At 68.6% G+C, this 16,989-nt stretch carries 15 protein-coding genes; 10 read left to right on the forward strand and 5 right to left on the reverse strand.

Annotated features, from left to right (window positions below):
* Window positions 1-137: 137 nt before the first annotated feature.
* The 5 genes from purL to ACQ7HM_RS14400 all read left to right on the forward strand — a co-directional run bounded on the left by purL (window position 138) and on the right by ACQ7HM_RS14400 (window position 5,942).
* Window positions 138-2,456, forward strand: coding sequence for a phosphoribosylformylglycinamidine synthase subunit PurL (gene purL / locus ACQ7HM_RS14380; RefSeq protein ID WP_434216911.1), 2,319 nt, complete (start codon window positions 138-140; stop codon window positions 2,454-2,456).
* Window positions 2,453-2,797 carry a DMT family transporter gene (locus ACQ7HM_RS14385; protein ID WP_434216912.1) on the forward strand — a complete coding sequence of 115 codons (345 nt, stop codon included), beginning with the start codon at window positions 2,453-2,455 and terminating at the stop codon, window positions 2,795-2,797. Before purL ends, ACQ7HM_RS14385 begins: the two co-directional genes overlap by 4 nt.
* Before the next feature lie 30 nt (window positions 2,798-2,827).
* Window positions 2,828-3,886, forward strand: a complete 1,059-nt coding sequence (locus tag ACQ7HM_RS14390) for a diguanylate cyclase (protein WP_434216913.1) — start codon at window positions 2,828-2,830, stop codon at window positions 3,884-3,886.
* Window positions 3,887-3,969: 83 nt separating this feature from the next.
* Entirely contained in the window at window positions 3,970-5,052 is a 1,083-nt protein-coding gene (locus ACQ7HM_RS14395) for an NAD(P)H-dependent amine dehydrogenase family protein (protein ID WP_434216914.1), read from the forward strand.
* A gap of 44 nt (window positions 5,053-5,096) precedes the next feature.
* Window positions 5,097-5,942, forward strand: a complete 846-nt coding sequence (locus ACQ7HM_RS14400; protein ID WP_434216915.1) for a phytanoyl-CoA dioxygenase family protein — start codon at window positions 5,097-5,099, stop codon at window positions 5,940-5,942.
* Window positions 5,943-5,952: 10 nt separating this feature from the next.
* On the opposite strand, the gene ACQ7HM_RS14405 is transcribed toward ACQ7HM_RS14400, so the two are convergent.
* Window positions 5,953-6,405 (reverse strand): Rv0361 family membrane protein, encoded by a 453-nt coding sequence (locus ACQ7HM_RS14405; protein WP_434216916.1) that lies wholly within the window; start codon window positions 6,403-6,405, stop codon window positions 5,953-5,955.
* Window positions 6,406-6,518: 113 nt separating this feature from the next.
* Between ACQ7HM_RS14405 and ACQ7HM_RS14410 the strand changes: the two genes are divergently transcribed.
* A complete protein-coding gene (locus tag ACQ7HM_RS14410; RefSeq protein WP_434216917.1) occupies window positions 6,519-7,709 on the forward strand; it encodes an RtcB family protein in 1,191 nt (396 codons plus the stop codon).
* A gap of 85 nt (window positions 7,710-7,794) precedes the next feature.
* On the opposite strand, the gene ACQ7HM_RS14415 is transcribed toward ACQ7HM_RS14410, so the two are convergent.
* Entirely contained in the window at window positions 7,795-9,303 is a 1,509-nt protein-coding gene (locus ACQ7HM_RS14415; protein ID WP_434216918.1) for a glutamate--cysteine ligase, read from the reverse strand.
* 72 nt (window positions 9,304-9,375) lie between these two features.
* Entirely contained in the window at window positions 9,376-9,723 is a 348-nt protein-coding gene (locus ACQ7HM_RS14420) for a VOC family protein (RefSeq protein ID WP_434216919.1), read from the reverse strand.
* 72 nt (window positions 9,724-9,795) lie between these two features.
* On the opposite strand from ACQ7HM_RS14420, the gene ACQ7HM_RS14425 reads away from it, so the two are divergent.
* Both ACQ7HM_RS14425 and purF read left to right on the forward strand, forming a co-directional pair.
* Window positions 9,796-10,179 carry a sterol carrier family protein gene (locus tag ACQ7HM_RS14425; RefSeq protein ID WP_434216920.1) on the forward strand — a complete coding sequence of 128 codons (384 nt, stop codon included), beginning with the start codon at window positions 9,796-9,798 and terminating at the stop codon, window positions 10,177-10,179.
* Between the two features lie 118 nt (window positions 10,180-10,297).
* Window positions 10,298-11,893, forward strand: coding sequence for an amidophosphoribosyltransferase (purF, locus tag ACQ7HM_RS14430; RefSeq protein WP_434216921.1), 1,596 nt, complete (start codon window positions 10,298-10,300; stop codon window positions 11,891-11,893).
* A gap of 50 nt (window positions 11,894-11,943) precedes the next feature.
* Here purF and ACQ7HM_RS14435 read toward each other — a convergent pair whose 3' ends face one another.
* Window positions 11,944-13,941, reverse strand: coding sequence for an OPT family oligopeptide transporter (locus ACQ7HM_RS14435; protein ID WP_434216922.1), 1,998 nt, complete (start codon window positions 13,939-13,941; stop codon window positions 11,944-11,946).
* A gap of 147 nt (window positions 13,942-14,088) precedes the next feature.
* On the opposite strand from ACQ7HM_RS14435, the gene purM reads away from it, so the two are divergent.
* Window positions 14,089-15,198 (forward strand): phosphoribosylformylglycinamidine cyclo-ligase, encoded by a 1,110-nt coding sequence (gene purM / locus ACQ7HM_RS14440; protein WP_434216923.1) that lies wholly within the window; start codon window positions 14,089-14,091, stop codon window positions 15,196-15,198.
* Window positions 15,199-15,261: 63 nt separating this feature from the next.
* Here purM and ACQ7HM_RS14445 read toward each other — a convergent pair whose 3' ends face one another.
* Window positions 15,262-15,441, reverse strand: coding sequence for a DUF3073 domain-containing protein (locus ACQ7HM_RS14445; RefSeq protein WP_045824286.1), 180 nt, complete (start codon window positions 15,439-15,441; stop codon window positions 15,262-15,264).
* 243 nt (window positions 15,442-15,684) lie between these two features.
* Between ACQ7HM_RS14445 and ACQ7HM_RS14450 the strand changes: the two genes are divergently transcribed.
* Window positions 15,685-16,986, forward strand: coding sequence for a glycosyltransferase family 61 protein (locus tag ACQ7HM_RS14450; protein ID WP_434216924.1), 1,302 nt, complete (start codon window positions 15,685-15,687; stop codon window positions 16,984-16,986).
* The last annotated feature ends 3 nt before the right edge of the window (window positions 16,987-16,989 follow it).

Consider the following 16,989-nt stretch of genomic DNA (forward strand, 5'->3'; position numbering starts at 1 on the left):
GACCCCCGGCATGTCTGGAGCGGGAACGCTCCCGCACATTCCTACGATTGCGCCCGCCAGACTATCCCGAGCGGCCGACGGCGAGGTCGCTCGGGCGCGACCGGCAGCGTGGCGACCCGACCACTTACGATGTCGCTGTGAGCGCACAGGTAGATACCGTTTCCGTCGCCGCCGACACTCCCGACGTCCCGCAGCCGTTCCGCGAGCTCGGTCTCAAGGACGACGAGTACGCGCGGATCCGCGAGATCCTCGGCCGGCGTCCCACCGACGCCGAGCTGGCGATGTACTCCGTCATGTGGTCGGAGCACTGCAGCTACAAGTCGTCGAAGGTGCACCTGAGGTATTTCGGTGAGACCACGACCGACGAGATGCGGTCGTCGATGCTCGCGGGTATCGGTGAGAACGCCGGCGTCGTCGACATCGGCGACGGATGGGCGGTGACCTTCAAGGTCGAGTCGCACAACCACCCGTCCTACGTCGAGCCGTATCAGGGCGCCGCGACCGGTGTCGGTGGCATCGTCCGCGACATCATGGCCATGGGTGCCCGTCCGATCGCCGTGATGGATCAGCTGCGCTTCGGTGCGGCCGACGCCCCCGACACCCGCCGCGTCGTCGACGGTGTCGTGCGCGGCGTGGGCGGGTACGGCAACTCCCTCGGCCTGCCCAACGTCGGCGGCGAGACCGTCTTCGACGCGAGCTACGCGGGCAACCCGCTCGTCAACGCGCTGTGCGCCGGCGTGCTGCGTGTGGAGGACCTGCAGCTCGCGTTCGCCTCGGGTGCGGGCAACAAGATCATCCTGTTCGGCGCGCGGACCGGCCTCGACGGCATCGGCGGCGTGTCGGTGCTCGCGTCGGAGACCTTCGACGACACCGGCGACGGACACGAAGGCGAAGCCGGAGCTGGACCAGTGTCGCGACCGAACCGCAAGAAGCTGCCCGCGGTGCAGGTCGGTGACCCGTTCACCGAGAAGGTGCTCATCGAGTGCTGCCTCGAGCTGTATCACGCAGGACTGGTCGTGGGCATCCAGGATCTCGGCGGCGCCGGGTTGTCCTGTGCCACATCCGAGCTCGCGTCCGCGGGCGACGGCGGCATGAGCATCCAACTCGAAACCGTCCCCATGCGAGCCGAGGGCATGACCCCGGCCGAGGTGCTCTCCAGCGAGTCGCAGGAGCGCATGTGCGCGGTGGTGACGCCGGAGAACGTCGACGCGTTCCTCGCGGTGTGCCGCAAGTGGGATGTCCTCGCCACCGTCATCGGTGAGGTCACCGACGGTGAGCACCTCGAGATCACCTGGCACGGCGAGACCGTCGTCGACGTGCCGCCGCGGACCGTCGCCCACGAGGGGCCGGTGTACCAGCGGCCGGTGGAGCGGCCGGACTGGCAGGACGGCGTGATCGCCTCCCGGAGCGCCGATCTCGCGCGTCCGAAGTCCGACGACGCGTTGCGCTCGACGCTGCTGACGATGCTGGCCTCACCGGCGCTGTGCAGTCGCAAGTTCATCACCGAGCAGTACGACCGCTACGTGCGCGGCAACACCGTGCTGGCCGAGAACGCCGACGGCGGCGTGATCCGCATCGACGAGAACACCGGTCGCGGAATCGCTCTGGCCACCGATGCCTCGGGTCGCTACACCTACCTCGACCCCTACCGCGGGGCGCAGCTGGCGCTGGCCGAGGCCTACCGCAACGTGGTGGTCACCGGGGCGACGCCCAAGGCGGTCACCAACTGCCTCAACTTCGGCTCGCCCGAGGACCCCGCGGTGATGTGGCAGTTCTCGCAGGCCGTGAAGGGTCTCGCCGACGGCTGCGCGCAGCTCGGCATCCCGGTGTGCGGCGGCAACGTCAGCTTCTACAACCAGACCGGGTCGACCCCGATCCTCCCGACCCCGGTGGTCGGCGTCCTCGGCGTCATCGACGACGTGCACCGTCGCATCCCGACCGACATCGGCACCGAGCCCGGCGAGACGCTGATCCTCCTGGGCGACACGAAAGACGAACTCGACGGCTCGATCTGGGCGCAGGTGGCCCACGATCACCTCGGCGGTGTCCCGCCGGAGGTCGACCTCGAACGCGAGCGTCTGCTCGGGTCGATCCTCACCGCGGCGTCGCGCGACGGACTGATCTCGGCGGCACACGACCTCTCCGAGGGCGGGCTCGCCCAGACCGTCGTCGAATCGGCGCTGGCGGGCGAGACCGGTTGCCGCATCATCCTTCCTGAGGGAGCCGACCCGTTCGTGTGGCTGTTCTCCGAGTCGGCCGGCCGCGTGCTCGTCGCCGTACCGCGCACCGAGGAGACACGCTTCTGCTCGATGCTCACCGCGCGCGAGATGCCGTGGACGCGTATCGGTGTGGTCGACCAGGGCAGCGATTCGGTGGAGATCCAGGATCACTTCTCGGTGACCCTCGCCGAGCTGCGCGAGGTCCACGAGGCGACGCTGCCCAACCTCTTCGGATGACGCCGGCGGCGGCGCTGCTGCTGTGCGGCGCCATCGGGTGCGACGTCTCGGCCGCGGTGTCGCTCAAGGTGGCCGAGGGCTTCACCCGTCCGGTCCCGTCGGTGATCGTGGTCGTCGGCTACATCGGCAGCGTCGTGTTCCTCGGCCTGGCCATCGACCGCGGTCTCGACATCGGTATCGGCTACGCGCTGTGGTCGGCTGCGGGTACGACTCTCGTCGCGATCGCCGGCGCGGTGTTCTTCCGGGAGCGACTCGGGATCGTCGCGCTGGTGGGCATCGCGTTCATCGTGGTCGGGGCCATCCTGGTGAACCTCGGCACCGCGCACGTCGACGCGCAGTAGCCCCGCCGCACAGGCTTGTACGCTTGTCCGATGACCCGGGGGAGTCGTGTGGTGGTCCGGTGGTGGCGTGCACCGTCGGACTATGTGACTGCGGTGCAGTACACGCGTGCGATCGGCCTGCGCCGGCCGTTGGAGCTGCTCATCGGCACGGGCTCCTTCGTGTACGGGCTGGCGGCGGCGCTCTCCGCGGTCTACTTCGGCTCGGGTACCGGGGTCGCCTTCTCGGTGCCCATCGCGCTGGGCGTGGCGGCGACGTCGACGCTCATCGGCGCTCAGTGGCTCCGTGGGGTCGAGATCTCCGAGCGGTGGTCGCTGGCCTTCCTCTTCTACAGCGACCTCTCGGTCATCGTCGTCGTGCTCTGCTACGCCGATGCGTTCACCGCGTGGCCGGGGTTGGCGCTGCTCGCCGCGAACGGCATCTACGCCGCCTTCCAGCACGATGCGCCGGCCGTGACGGTGCACTTCGTGATCTCGGTGGGCGCCATGATCTGGTGTGCGGTCGCCTCATTGCTCGACGGGACCGACCCGGTGCTGGTCGCGATCCGCGGACTCGTCCTGGTGCCCATCGTCACCGCGGTGCCGCTGGTGGTGTTGCCGGGGGTGCGGATGCTCAACGCCGACGCCATCGGCGCCCGCCGCGACAGCCTCACCGGCCTGCTGAACCGACGGGGGTTGGTGGCAATTGCATCCGAGCACGTCCGCGGCGGTGGACCCGTCTCGCTGCTGGTGCTCGACATCGAAAAGTTCAAGGCGATCAACGACGCGTTCGGGCACGTGCGGGGCGACGAGGTGTTGGCACAGATCGGTGCCGCGCTCGGCTCGGCGGTCCCGAGCGATGCGGTGGCGGCGCGGATCGGGGGCGAGGAGTTCGGGATCCTCCTCCCCGGCGACGACGCCCACGAGGTCGCGGCGAGGATCCACGACTGCACGCTCGCCTGCCCGGCCGGTGTCGCCATCACTGTGAGCATCGGTATCGCCTCGACGCCGCGCCTCGAGTCCCCGGACGCATTGACCGCGTTGCTCGACCGCGCGGACGCGGCGATGTACCGCGCGAAGGCCGACGGGGGACGGCGCACCGCGGTCGGGTGACGCCGTGGCCGAAAGCCACCTCGAGAACTAGAACCTGTTCTATTCTCAAGTCGATTGCCGGCTGTCGGACACGGAGGTCTCGCGTGGTGCTCAGAGTTGTCGAATGGTCCACGGGGACGGTGGGTCGACACGCGATCGCGGGCATCGACGCCCGGCCCGACCTCGAGCTTGTCGGTGTGTGGGTGTCGAATCCCGACAAGGTCGGCAAGGACGCGGGTCGACTCGCCGACCTGGACCGCGACCTCGGCGTCACCGCCACGAACGACCGAGACGCGCTCCTCGCGCTGAAGCCCGACTGCATCGTGCACACCGCGATGGTCGACGACCGGATCTTCGAGGCCATCGACGACCTCGTCTTCTTCCTGTCCCACGGCATCAACGTGGTGTCGTCGGGGCCGGTGCTGCTGCAGTTCCCGACCGGGGTCGTCCCCGACGACGTCGTGGCGCGGGTGCACGACGCGGGTGTCGCGGGCAACGCCAGCCTGCACGTCAACGGCATCGACCCGGGGTTCGCCAACGATGTCCTGCCCCTGGCGATGACGAGCCTCTCGCAGCGGATCGACCAGGTGCGCTGCTACGAGATCGCCGACTACTCGACCTACTACCAACCGGTGGTGATGAGCGACATCTTCGGATTCGGCAAACCCCTCGACGAGACGCCGATGCTGTTCACCCCCGGTGTGCTGTCGCTCGCGTGGGGCAGCGTGGTGCGCCAGATCGCGGCCGGTCTCGACCTGACCCTCGACGAGCCGCTCGTCGAGAAGGTCGAACGCATCCCGGCCGAACGTGACATCTCGACGGTGTCGTGCGACATCGCCGAGGGCACGATGGCCGCGGTGCGGTTCCAGGTCATCGGCACCGTCGACGGCGTCGAACGCGTGGTGCTCGACCACATCACCCGCACCGACCCGACGCAGCGACCCGACTGGCCGACACCCCACACCGGCGACGGCTGCTACCGCATCGAGATCACCGGCGAACCGATGATGACCGTCGACTTCACCCACCACGGTGAGCACGGCGACCACAACGTCTCCGGGATGATCGTCACCGCCATGCGACTGGTGAACGCCGTCGAGGCCGTCGTCGCCGCGGAGCCCGGCCTCGTCACCGCCCTCGATCTACCGCTGGTCACCGGCCGGGGCCTGGTGCCGCCGCACGCCTGATCGCTCGGCGCGCGCCGACGCACACGCCGTCGTAGCCTCGGCGCATGGGAGCCATCACAGGTCACGGTGTCTTCGGGACCGACGAGATCGAGGACCTGCTGTGGTTCTACGACATGCACGGGTACGCGATCCTGCGTGGTCTCGTCGACGAGACGCGGCTGGCGCGGATCGAATCGGAGTGTGTCGAGGCGCAGGAGAACGTGCGCTCGGGTGTGCTCGGCGACCGGTACGGCTCCACGGTGTTCCTCGACGAGGCCACGCCGACAACGGGTTTCGTCAACTACGTCGAGTACGTGTCCGAGGTCTCGCCCGCGGTGTCCGACGCGGTGGGCGACCCGGTGCTGAGGTCGATCATGACCTCGCTGCTGGGTGAGAGTTGTTGGCTGCGTGCCCACGAGCAGTTCGGCGTGGTCTACCAGGACGCCCGTCCGGGCAGGGAATCCGGGTACGCGCGCATCGGTTGGCACACCGATTGGCAGGCCGGTCCCAGCCTCGACGTCTGGCCGAGTACGGCGTTCACGATCCACGTCGACGGCACGAGCCCGGCCAACGGCTTCCTCAGAGTGGTTCCCGGAAGCCACCTCTGGGCGACGCCCGCGCCCTACCGGAACGCCACGGGGGTGACGGTGCCCGACGGGGCGCGTCCCGCCCGCGGTCGCACAGACCGCACGCCGCCGTTCGAGATGCCGCTGCGCTTCGAGAAGGTCCGCGGAGAGGTCGCCGTGTACGCCGACGCCGGCGACATCATCCTCCACGACGCCTACCTCTGGCACTCGGCGGCCCGGGCGACCGACGACGGTGAACGACGTCGGCACGTACGCGGCGGCTACTTCGGTGGCGTCCGACCGCCGGCAGGCGTCGAGGAGTTCGTGAAGAACGCGGCCCGGTAGGCCGACAGGGTCAGCCGGGGAACTTCGCCTTCGACGACGGGCACAGCTTCCAGTCGTCGCCGTCCTTGTGGAAGTAGATAGCGCCGTCGGGCTGGCCGGTGGTCTTGACCGTGCCGGTCGCGTCGTCACCCGCGAACTTCACGTCGACCAGGGTGAACGCGGGCAATGCCTGGGGGAGCGGCCGGGTCGACAAATTCGAATACCGGCTCTTGTCGGCGGAACACACCGCGTCGCGGGCGGTGGTCGCGTCGCCCTTGCTGGCGGCATCGGTGAACTGGTGCGCGACGTCGCTGACCTGCTGGGTGTCGGTGCGACCGCCCTTCGCGTCGTCGCTGCTGTCGGAGAAGTAGGCGATCAGTCCCACGGCCAGCGCGGCGATGGCGACCACCACCACGACGGCCACGATCACGAACCCGCGGCGGTTGGAGCGGTCAGGTGTCGTCGGATCGGGTGCGGCGGTCATGTACGCCACGGTAGCCGTGCGTCGATCGGGGCAGGACGCCGCCGAGCCGAAATTCGCTCGCGCCGGACGGGTCGTCGGGTGGAGACTTCTCCCGACCATGAAGGAGTGACCCCGTGACCACCCGCATCGACAACCTGAAGCTGCTCTGCTTCGCCTCCGAGATCGACGACGCGACGATCGACCAGGCGAAAGAGACCGCAGGTCTGCCCTTCGTGCACCCGCACGTGGCGTTGATGCCAGATGCCCACCACGGCATGGGTTCTGCGGTCGGGACGGTGATCCCCACCGTCGACGCCGTGATCCCGGCTGCCGTCGGCGTCGACATCGGGTGCGGCATGATCGCCGTGCGCACCACCCTCGACGCCACCGCGATCGCCGAGCTCGACCTTGCGGCCCTCCGCATCTCGATCGAGTCGGCGATCCCGCTCTCGCCGGGCAACTACAACCGCAGCACCGCCCGCTACGCGTTCACCGCGGCGCGCATCGCCGCGCTGGAGGCGATGGCCGAGGCCGACGGCGTCGACCTCTCGCACTCACCGACCTGGCGTGAGCAGCTCGGCTCTCTGGGCGGCGGCAACCACTTCATCGAGCTCTGTCTCGACGAGGACGGCCGGGTGTGGATGTTCCTGCACTCGGGATCTCGGGGTGTGGGCAACCGCATCGCGAAGCGCCACATCGCCATCGCGCAGAAGTTGTGTCGGCAGTGGCACATCCCGCTCCCCCAGGACGACCTCGCATACCTCCCTGACGGGACACCGGAACTCGACACGTATCTCGGTGATCTCGCGTGGGCGCAGCGGTTCGCGTTCGAGAACCGGGCGGAGATGATGGATCGCTTCCGTCAGGCGTTCGCGCACTGGGTCGGCCACGTCGGCGAGCCGGCCGATCTCGAGGCCGAGCGGATCAACTGCCACCACAACTACACGGTGCGTGAGCGACACGGCGGCAAGGATGTGTGGCTCACCCGCAAGGGTGCGATCGATGCCCACGAGGGTGTCCGGGGCATCATCCCGGGATCGATGGGAACCCGGTCGTACATCGTGACGGGCAGAGGCCACGGCGGTGCCCTGTGTTCGGCGCCCCACGGTGCAGGACGACGGTTCTCCCGCAGGGAGGCCAAGCGTCGGTTCACCGAGGCCGATCTTGCCGCGGCGATGACCGGCATCGAGTATCGGCACGGCGCGGAGTGGGTCGACGAGATCCCGCAGGCATACAAGGACATCGATGTGGTCATGGCCGATGCCGAACGGCTCGTCTCGGTCGACCACACCCTGCGTCAGATCCTCAACGTCAAGGGAACCTGAGCGACGGTTCGCGCTCCACCTGTGCAGCCGCGCTCCACATACACGTGGAGCGCGGCCACAGAAGTGGAGCGCGAACTCGTCGCCGCTACAGATCCCAGGTGTGGACGGCCTCGCCCTCGTGCATCCTGTCGACGTACTCGCGCAGCATGCCCGACAGGGCGCGGTCCCGGGAGTCGCCCGCGCGCTCACGGGCAGCCACCGATTCGCGTTGCCACACCGCGCCGGTGCGCCGGGTGAGGCAGCGGCCCTCGATCACCGACAGGTAGCGCCGGCGCGCCCGGTCGGACACCCCGAAGGCGGCCAGGCCGCGGTCGGCGAGGGGCAACAGCCGCCGCAGCACCAGTTCGTCGGGCGACACCCATCCGACAGCGGGCCAGTACAGCTGGGCGTCGAGACCGTCGCGTGCGCCCGAGTGCAGGTTCTCGGTGGCGGCGTCGAACGACATCTGCGACCACAGTGGCCGGTCGGCGTCGACAAGCGTCCGGACCACGCCGTAGTAGAACGCCGAGTCGGCCATGGTGTCGAGCACCGTCGGCCCAGCCGGCAGAACGCGGTTCTCGATGCGCAGGTGCGCGTGCCCGTCGACGACGTCGTAGATCGGGCGGTTCCAGCGGTAGACCGTGCCGTTGTGCAGTTTCAGCTCGGGCAGCTCGGGGATCCGACCCGCCGCGAGGGTCTCCAGCGGGTCGTCGTCACCGCAGACGGGCAGCAGCGCCGGGAAGTACCGCGTGTTCTCCTCGAAAAGGTCGAAGATGGTCGTGATCCACCGTTCGCCGAACCACACCCGCGGTCGCACGCCCTGGTTCTTCAGTTCCAGGGGGCGGGTGTCGGTGGCCTGCTCGAACACCGGTATCCGGCTCTCGTGCCACAACGCCTTGCCCGCGAAGAACGGGGAGTTGCCGGCGACGGCCACCTGGACGCCGGCGATCGCCTGGGCGGCATTCCAGTGCGCGGCAAAGGTTTCCGGCGCCACACGAAGGTGCAGCTGTACCGAGGTGCAGGCGGCCTCGGGAAGGATCGAGTCGCTGGTGGTGACCAGGCGTTCGCCGACGCGTTCGTCGCCGAGCGGCACGCCGTCGATGTCGAGGGCGATGTCCTCCCCGCGTGCGGCGAAGATCTGCTCGTTGAGCAGGTCGTAGCGGGGGTTCGCCGAGATCCATTGGTGGTTGAGGTGATCTGTGCGCAGGGTGGGCAGCATGCCGATCATCACTATGTGATTGTCGGTGGCTGCCGCGCGCTGTTCGGCGCGGTTGAGCGACGCGCGAAGCGCCTGCTCGAGGGCGATGGTGTTGTCGTCGGTCAGCGGTCGGGGAGCGACGTTGATCTCGATGTTGAACTGCCCGAGTTCGGTCTGGAACTCCGGATCGGCTATCGCCTGCAGCACAGTCGCATTCGACATCGCCGGGTTCATCGCCCGGTCGATCAGGTTGAGTTCGACCTCCATGCCCAGCAGCGGCTCGACCTGCTGATGTGCGTCGGTGAACATGCCGTCGGCGAGCATCCGCGCGATGGCGTCGGTGCCGCGGCTGACCTGCTCACGAAAACGTCGCCGGTCCTCCCGGGTGAACTCACGCTTGGAGACCTCGGCGCCCATCGCCCCATCGTGTCACCGCCGAGGGGGTTCGTGTCGGAGATGTCGGACATCGTGGACGCGCCGCCGCCCATCTCAGAGATGCTGCAGAACGTTGACGACCGTGCCGTCGGTGTCGCGGTAGAAGAACCGCCGCACGCCCCACTCCTCGGGTTGCAGGTCGTGCACGATCTCCGCCCCGGAGGCGAGGGCTCGTTCCCAGGCAGCATCGACGTCGTCGACCTCGACCGAGATCGCCGGGTTGCACGGTGCGGTGAGGTCGGTCGTCATCAGGCTCAGTTGGAGTCCCGAGTCCGGGTCGGCGAAGGTCGCGATCCATCCGTGGTTCATCACCTCGGTGAGCCCGAGGATGTCGGTGTGGTGCCGACTCGCCGTCGCGATGTCGGACACGGTGATGATCGGCATGATCCTTCTCACGGTCATGATGGGAATTCCTCGCCTCTGCTCGTCCGCGGTGTACGTCGGTGCCCACCGCTGCTGTCATCATCGATGGTCATGGCTCCCAAGACCGTCGATCCCGCACAGATGCGCGAATCGGTGCTGGCCGTGGCGGCGTGGCTGCGCGACGCCACGCTGCCGACGCCGGCCCGCGCCGAGCTGGCGGCCGCGGTGCGGATGTCCGCGCGGACCGTCGCCCAACTCGCTCCGGGGGCATCGGTCGAGGTCAGGGTGCCGCCGTTCGTGGCGGTGCAATGCATCCAGGGGCCGCGCCACACGCGGGGCACGCCGCCGAACGTCGTCGAGACCGATCCGCGCACCTGGCTGCTGCTCGCGACCGGACTCCTCGACCTCGACGACGCGGTCGCCGCGGGAGCCGTGTCGGCGTCGGGGAGTCGTGCGGTGGAGGTGGCGGCGTACCTTCCGGTGGTCGCGATCTGATCTGTGGTGCCTGCGGGGCGTACGGGGCAGACGCGCATTCACATGATTCGCCCAGGTCGTCGCGGGGGCCCTAGACTCACTCCTACGCCCTCCACCGCCCACCTTTGGGAGCGTCACCGTGACCGAGCTGTCGATCCACAGCCCGAATCTTCTCGCGCCGACCAGCGTGAACCCCTCAGCCCGAGCCGACGGCAGCGACCTCGACATCGCGGAGAACGAACCGCGTGAGGAATGCGGCGTCTTCGGTGTGTGGGCTCCCGGCGAAGATGTCGCCAAACTCAGCTACTACGGGCTCTACGCCCTGCAGCACCGCGGCCAGGAGGCCGCCGGTATCGCTGTCGGTGACGGTTCGCAGGTGCTGGTGTTCAAGGATCTCGGCCTGGTGAGCCAGGTGTTCGACGAGCAGACCCTGGCCTCGATGCCCGGCCACGTCGCCATCGGACACTGCCGGTACTCGACCACCGGATCGACCACGTGGGAGAACTCGCAACCCATCTTCCGCACCACCGCCGCGGGAACCGGTGTCGCGCTGGGCCACAACGGCAACCTCGTCAACACCGCCGATCTCGCCAGCACCGCACGCGCGGCGGGTCTCATGGAGTCGCGACTGCACGGCGGGGCGACCTCGGACTCCGACGTCGTCGGCGCGCTGCTCGCCCACGGTGCCGCCGACCGCACCATCGAGCAGGCCGCGATGGAACTGCTGCCCACGCTGAAGGGCGCGTTCTGCCTGACCTTCATGGACGAGCACACCCTCTACGCCGCGCGCGACGCCCACGGCGTCCGTCCGCTGTGTCTCGGTCGCCTCGACCGAGGGTGGGTCGTCGCCTCGGAGACCGCCGCGCTCGACATCGTCGGCGCCTCGTTCGTCCGCGACATCGAACCCGGCGAGCTGCTGGCGATCGACGCCGATGGTGTGCGCAGCTCGCGGTTCGCCCAGCCCACGCCCAAGGCGTGCGTGTTCGAGTACGTCTACCTGGCCCGTCCCGACAGCGTCATCAACGGGCGCTCGGTGCACTCCTCGCGGGTCGAGATCGGCCGTCGCCTGGCGCGGGAGTTCCCCGCCGAGGGCGACCTCGTCATCCCGGTGCCCGAGTCGGGCACCCCGGCGGCCACCGGTTTCGCGCAGGAATCGGGGATCCCGTACGGCCAGGGTCTGATGAAGAACGCCTACGTGGGGCGCACCTTCATCCAGCCGTCGCAGACCATTCGCCAGCTCGGCATCCGGCTGAAGCTGAACCCGCTCAAAGAGGTCATCCGCGGAAAGCGCCTCGTCGTGGTGGACGATTCGATCGTCCGCGGCAACACGCAGCGCGCGCTGATCCGCATGCTGCGCGAGGCCGGCGCCGCCGAGATCCACGTCCGCATCGCCTCGAGCCCGGTGCGGTGGCCGTGCTTCTACGGCATCGACTTCGCCTCGCCCGCCGAACTCATCGCCAACGGCATGGAGTCCGAGGAGGGCATGGTCGAGGGTGTGCGACAGGCCATCGGCGCCGACTCGCTCGGTTACATCAGCATCGACGAGATGATCGCCGCCACCGATCAGCCACGAGACCAGCTGTGCGCTGCCTGTTTCGACGGCAGGTACCCGATCGATCTGCCCACCGAGACCTCGATGGGCAAGGCCGTTCTGGAGACGATGCTGTCGAACGCCGTGGGTTCCGACCCGCTCGGCGCGGTCAACGACAACGCGAGCGCACTGCGTCGTCCCTGATCGCCCGTCGTCCCTGATCGCCCGTCGTCACTGACCGCCACCGCGGTCGATCAGATCGGGGTCTCGGGTTTCGCCGGGACGGTGGCCGACTCCGACACCTTCTGGGTGCGCTTGTAGAGCCACCCCACCACGACGACGAACGCCAGGATCCCGACGATCTGTGCCCAGTTGTCCCATCCCTCGCCGACGATGCGGAGCGGGTCGTCGTCTCCCGACGCCGCGACGATGCCGGCGAATACCACGCCGAAGAGGCTCTCTCCCACGATGAGTCCGCAGGCCAGCAGCACGCCGAGGCGTTTCGTGCGTTCGACGTTGGTGGCGTGGTTGTCGGCCCAGCGGTTGTAGAAGAAGCCCATGACGGCGCCGATCGGGATGACGAGCGTCAGCGAGATCGGCAGGTACATGCCGAGTCCCACCGCCAGCGGGGGCAGGCGGAAACGAGTGGTGCGGCTCATCGTCTCGTCGATCGCGATGACGCCGAGGCCGATCAGCGCCCCGAGTCCGATGAGTGCCCAGTCGAGCGAGCTGCCGAACACGCCGCTGACGAGCGAGGAGATCAGCGAGGCCTGAGGCGCAGCGAGCGCGTCGTCGCCCGCGTTCGGGGCGCCGGCGAATCCGAACGCGGTCTGCATCAGCTGCAGGATCGGTGGGATGACGGCCGAGCCGAACAGCACGCCGATCACCAACGCCACCTGCTGTTTCCACGGTGTCGACCCGACCAATTGACCGGTCTTGAGGTCCTGCAGGTTGTCGTTGGAGATGGTCGCGACGCCGAACACCACCGACGTCGTGAACAGCGTGTAGGCGATGAGCGCCGTCATCTGCGAGCCGCTCGCGTCACCGAAGGTGACCTTGATCAGCAGGGCCGCACTGATCGCGACGAGGATACCGACACCCGACAGGGGGCTGTTCGACGAGCCGATGAGCCCGGCCATGTAGCCGCACACCGCGGCGATGACGAGACCGAACACGAGCAGGTACACCAGGCTGACCGTGATGATCCCGGCGACACCGCCATTGAGCGCGGTACTGCTGGTGAAGTCCCACAGCAGCCAGCCGATGGGGATGAGCATGAACACCGTGACGCCGGCGACGATCTGGATGGGGATGTCGCGTTCGACGACGTCGACCTCGGTGCCTCCGCGGCGTAGGCGGGCCGAGCGCGCCGACTCGATGATGCCGGTGACGATCGGACGCAGGATCGTGACGAGGGTCCAGACGGCCGCGACGGCGATCGCGCCGGCGCCGATGAAGCGCACGTCCGAGGAGAAGGTCGACGACACGGTGTCGGCGAGCGCCTCGGACCCCGACAGGTTCCCCGAGGTGCGGATCGGCAGCAGGATCCCGAACGAGATGACCAGCCCGACGACCATCGCGATCGCGACGGTGAGTCCGACGAGGTGGCCGACGCCGATGAGCGCCATCGACAGACTCGCCCCGACCATCGTGCCGCCGGAGCCGACCTTGAACGACGTCGACACCGCGTTGCTGATCACCTTCAGCGACGACACGAGCGAGAAGCCCGCCGCCACGACGGCGGCGACCGAGAGCATCCGCAGTCCGGTCTTGTTGTCGGCGGCGGCCTGCTCGGAGTCGGACGTGCCGACCTTGAGGACCTCGGCGCCCGCGACACCCTCGGGAAACGGGAGATCGGATCCGGTGACCAGGGCCCGTCGTAGCGGGATGGAGAAGGCGACGCCCAGGATGCCGCCGGTGGCGCAGACCGCGGCCGTCGTCCAGTAGGGGAAGCCCGTCCACCAGCCGACCATGATCAGCCCGGGCAACACGAAGATGATCGCCGAGAGCGTGCCCGCGGCCGAGGCGATGGTCTGCACGATGTTGTTCTCGACGAGCGAGTGGTTGCGGAAGTACCGCAGCACACTCATCGAGATGACTGCCGCGGGGATCGAGGTCGCGAACGTGAGTCCCACCTTCAGCCCGAGGTAGACGTTGGCGGCGGTGAAGACGAGCGTGATGATGCCGCCGAGGATCACACCGCGCACGGTGAGTTCGCGGACGGCGGTGCCCGTGGTGCGCACATCGGTCATGGAGTCCACCTGTTCGTTCGCAGGACAATGGTTACGAAGTATGGCGGACTCGCTCCGGCGATGTGCGACCGACGCCACACCCGGTTCGGGGTCCGCCGGCCAAAGTGGGGCGATACGGGCCCCGTGCGCTCCGGTAGCGTGTGGCGCGTGACCAATCAGGACTCCGATCCCGCAGGTGATAGCACTCCGGTCCGGCGGGGGGCGTCCTACGCCGACGCCGGGGTCGACATCGACGCAGGTGATCGGGCTGTTCGACTGTTCGCCCCGCACGCCAAGCGTGCGTCGCGTCCGGAGGTGCTCGGCGGCATCGGCGGCTTCGCCGGGCTGTTCGCCCTGAAGGGCAACTACCGCGAGCCGGTTCTGGCCTCGTCCACCGACGGCGTCGGGACGAAGCTCGCCATCGCACAGGCCATGGACAAGCACGACACCGTGGGTCGCGACCTCGTCGCGATGGTGGTCGACGACCTCGTGGTGTGCGGCGCCGAGCCGCTGTTCCTGCAGGACTACATCGCCGTCGGCAAGGTGGTCCCCGAGACCGTCGCCGAGCTGGTGAAGGGCATCGCCGACGGCTGCGTCGAGGCGGGGTGCGCCCTGCTGGGCGGCGAGACCGCCGAGCACCCGGGACTGATGGAGGACGCGCACTACGACCTCTCGGCCACCGGAGTCGGTGTCGTGGAGGCGGATTCGGTGCTCTCACCCGACCGTGTGCGGCCTGGTGACGTGGTGATCGCGATGGGGTCGTCGGGTCTGCACTCCAACGGCTATTCACTCGCCCGCAAGGTGCTGCTCGAATGGGGCCACATGGATCTCGGTGGTCATGTCGAGGAGTTCGGACGCACCCTGGGTGAGGAACTGCTCGAACCGACACGGATCTACGCCAAGGACTGCCTCGCGCTCACCGCCGAGACCGATGTCCGCACGTTCTGCCACGTCACCGGGGGCGGGCTGGCCGAGAACCTGGCGCGCGTCATCCCCGACGGTCTGCTGGCCGAACTCGATCGCGGCACGTGGACACCCGATCCGGTGTTCGCGATGATCGCCCAGCGTGGACGTGTCGAGCGCCTCGAGATGGAGCGCACCTTCAACATGGGGATCGGCATGGTCGCGATCGTGGCCCCGGAGGACACCGACCGCGCGCTGGCCGTGCTGACCGCCCGACACCTGAACAGCTGGGTACTCGGGTCGATCACGAAATCCCACAACGGAAAAGACCATGCGGGAGCCGCTGCACTGAAGGGTGAGCATCCGCGGTTCTGAACCGGCTGCGGCCCGTGCGGGCCGCGTCGCCGTCAGATCAGCACGGTGGTGGTGACGGAGCGGTCAGGCCCGACGCCACTCGTCCTCGTCGGCCCACGCGTCAGCGGGGTCCGGTCGATCGGAGGGGCGTTCGGGTTCGTTCGCCAGCTCTCGCTGCAGGCTGGAGAGGTCCATGTTCGGGGAGCTGTACTTCAACTCCCGAGCAACCTTCGTCTGCTTCGCTTTTGCTCTGCCGCGGCCCATAGGGGGACCCCCTCGCACAATGACGGGGCGGCCAATCGTGACTGGCGGCCCCATTCTGAGTTTATAAATCTTGTCGTGTGCAACAGTCTAGCGCGCTCTGAGGCCAGATGCGGACCAGCCCGCGGCCGCGATGCGGACCAGCCTGCACTGCGCGAGGGTGGGTCATGTCGCGGCGGCCACTCAGCGGGTCCGACCAGGCCAATTGTACGGTTGTGCATCACGTCGAGAAAGGTGTCCTGTCACGTGGCCGACCTCATACGCGCGTCGATCGACAACTACGGGACCCGGCGGTTGCTCGCCGACAACAACCAGCGGCTGCGGTGGATGCTCGCCGATCTCGTCGACCGCGCGCTGCGACGTCATCCCGCGGACCTGTCCGACCACGTCGTCGAGGACTTCTCCCGGATCGCGCTCTCGATGCACCCGGCGATGTACGACGAGGAGACACTCCACGAGGACGAGTCGTTCGTCCTGGGTGACGCCGGCGTCCCCACGACCGAGGTCTTCGGCCGCTACACCTACGGCGGCCCGGAGCTGCACCTGTACGGCGAGCCGCTCGACGCCGCCGAGGTCTACGAACGCACACGTCGCGTCCATCCGGCCGGCGTGGCGGTCCGCGAGGCGCGATTCGACGAGGTGATCCTCTACCGCAACGCGGTCTACCTGCGGCGAGACGGTGTGATCACCGCGCTGTACGAGAGCGCGCGGTCACACGACCGGGTGGCGCTGCAGCAGCCGACCGCGGCCGATCTCCGCCTCACGCGGACCCTGCCCGATCACCCCGACACCGTCTATCTGGGATCGCCCGGCAGCAGCAACTTCGGCCACTGGCTCACCGACGACCTGTCCCGCGCGGTCGCCGCCGCGGCGAGCACGGCGCCGGGCACCTCGCCGCGGTGGGTGATGACCGATCGCGGCACCCTCATCAACCAGCGCCGACAGGAGTCGCTGGGCCTCGCGCTCGGTGAACCGGACGTCGAGGTGACGCTCGTCCCATTCGAGCGCCCCGTCGTGGTGCGCGACGTCCGCTACATGTCGCAACCGACACTGCACCCGATGCGGAAGTCACCCGACGCGATCGCGGCATCGCGCGAGGCCGTGGTCGCCCGGCTGTCGCCGCGGCCGGTCGGACCCGGTACGCGTCTGCACATCCTGCGCCGCGGTGGGGCAGCGGGCCGACGGATCGTCAACGGCGCCGAGATCGAGGAACTGTTGGCGCGCCGCGGGTTCGTCACCCTCGACCCGATCACGGCGTCGGCACGGGAGCAGGCGGAGGCGTGTCTGCGGGCCGACGTCATCGTCGGCGTGATGGGCGCGGCGATGGTCAACAGCATCTTCTCCCCGCACGGGACATCGGTGATCCACCTGGCCGCGAGCGGGTGGACCGAGCCGTACTACGCCGATCTGGCCGCCGCCTGCGGTCACACCTACTCCTGCGTGTACGGCCCCACCGTGGAGGCGGGTTCGGCCTGGCTGGTGCCGTTCACCATCGATGTCGACGAGGTCGAGCGCGCTCTCGATCGTGTGGATCAGATGCAGGGGTAGGTG

Source organism: Williamsia sp. MIQD14, from assembly GCF_051025635.1.
In the GTDB taxonomy this organism is placed as follows: domain Bacteria; phylum Actinomycetota; class Actinomycetes; order Mycobacteriales; family Mycobacteriaceae; genus Williamsia_A.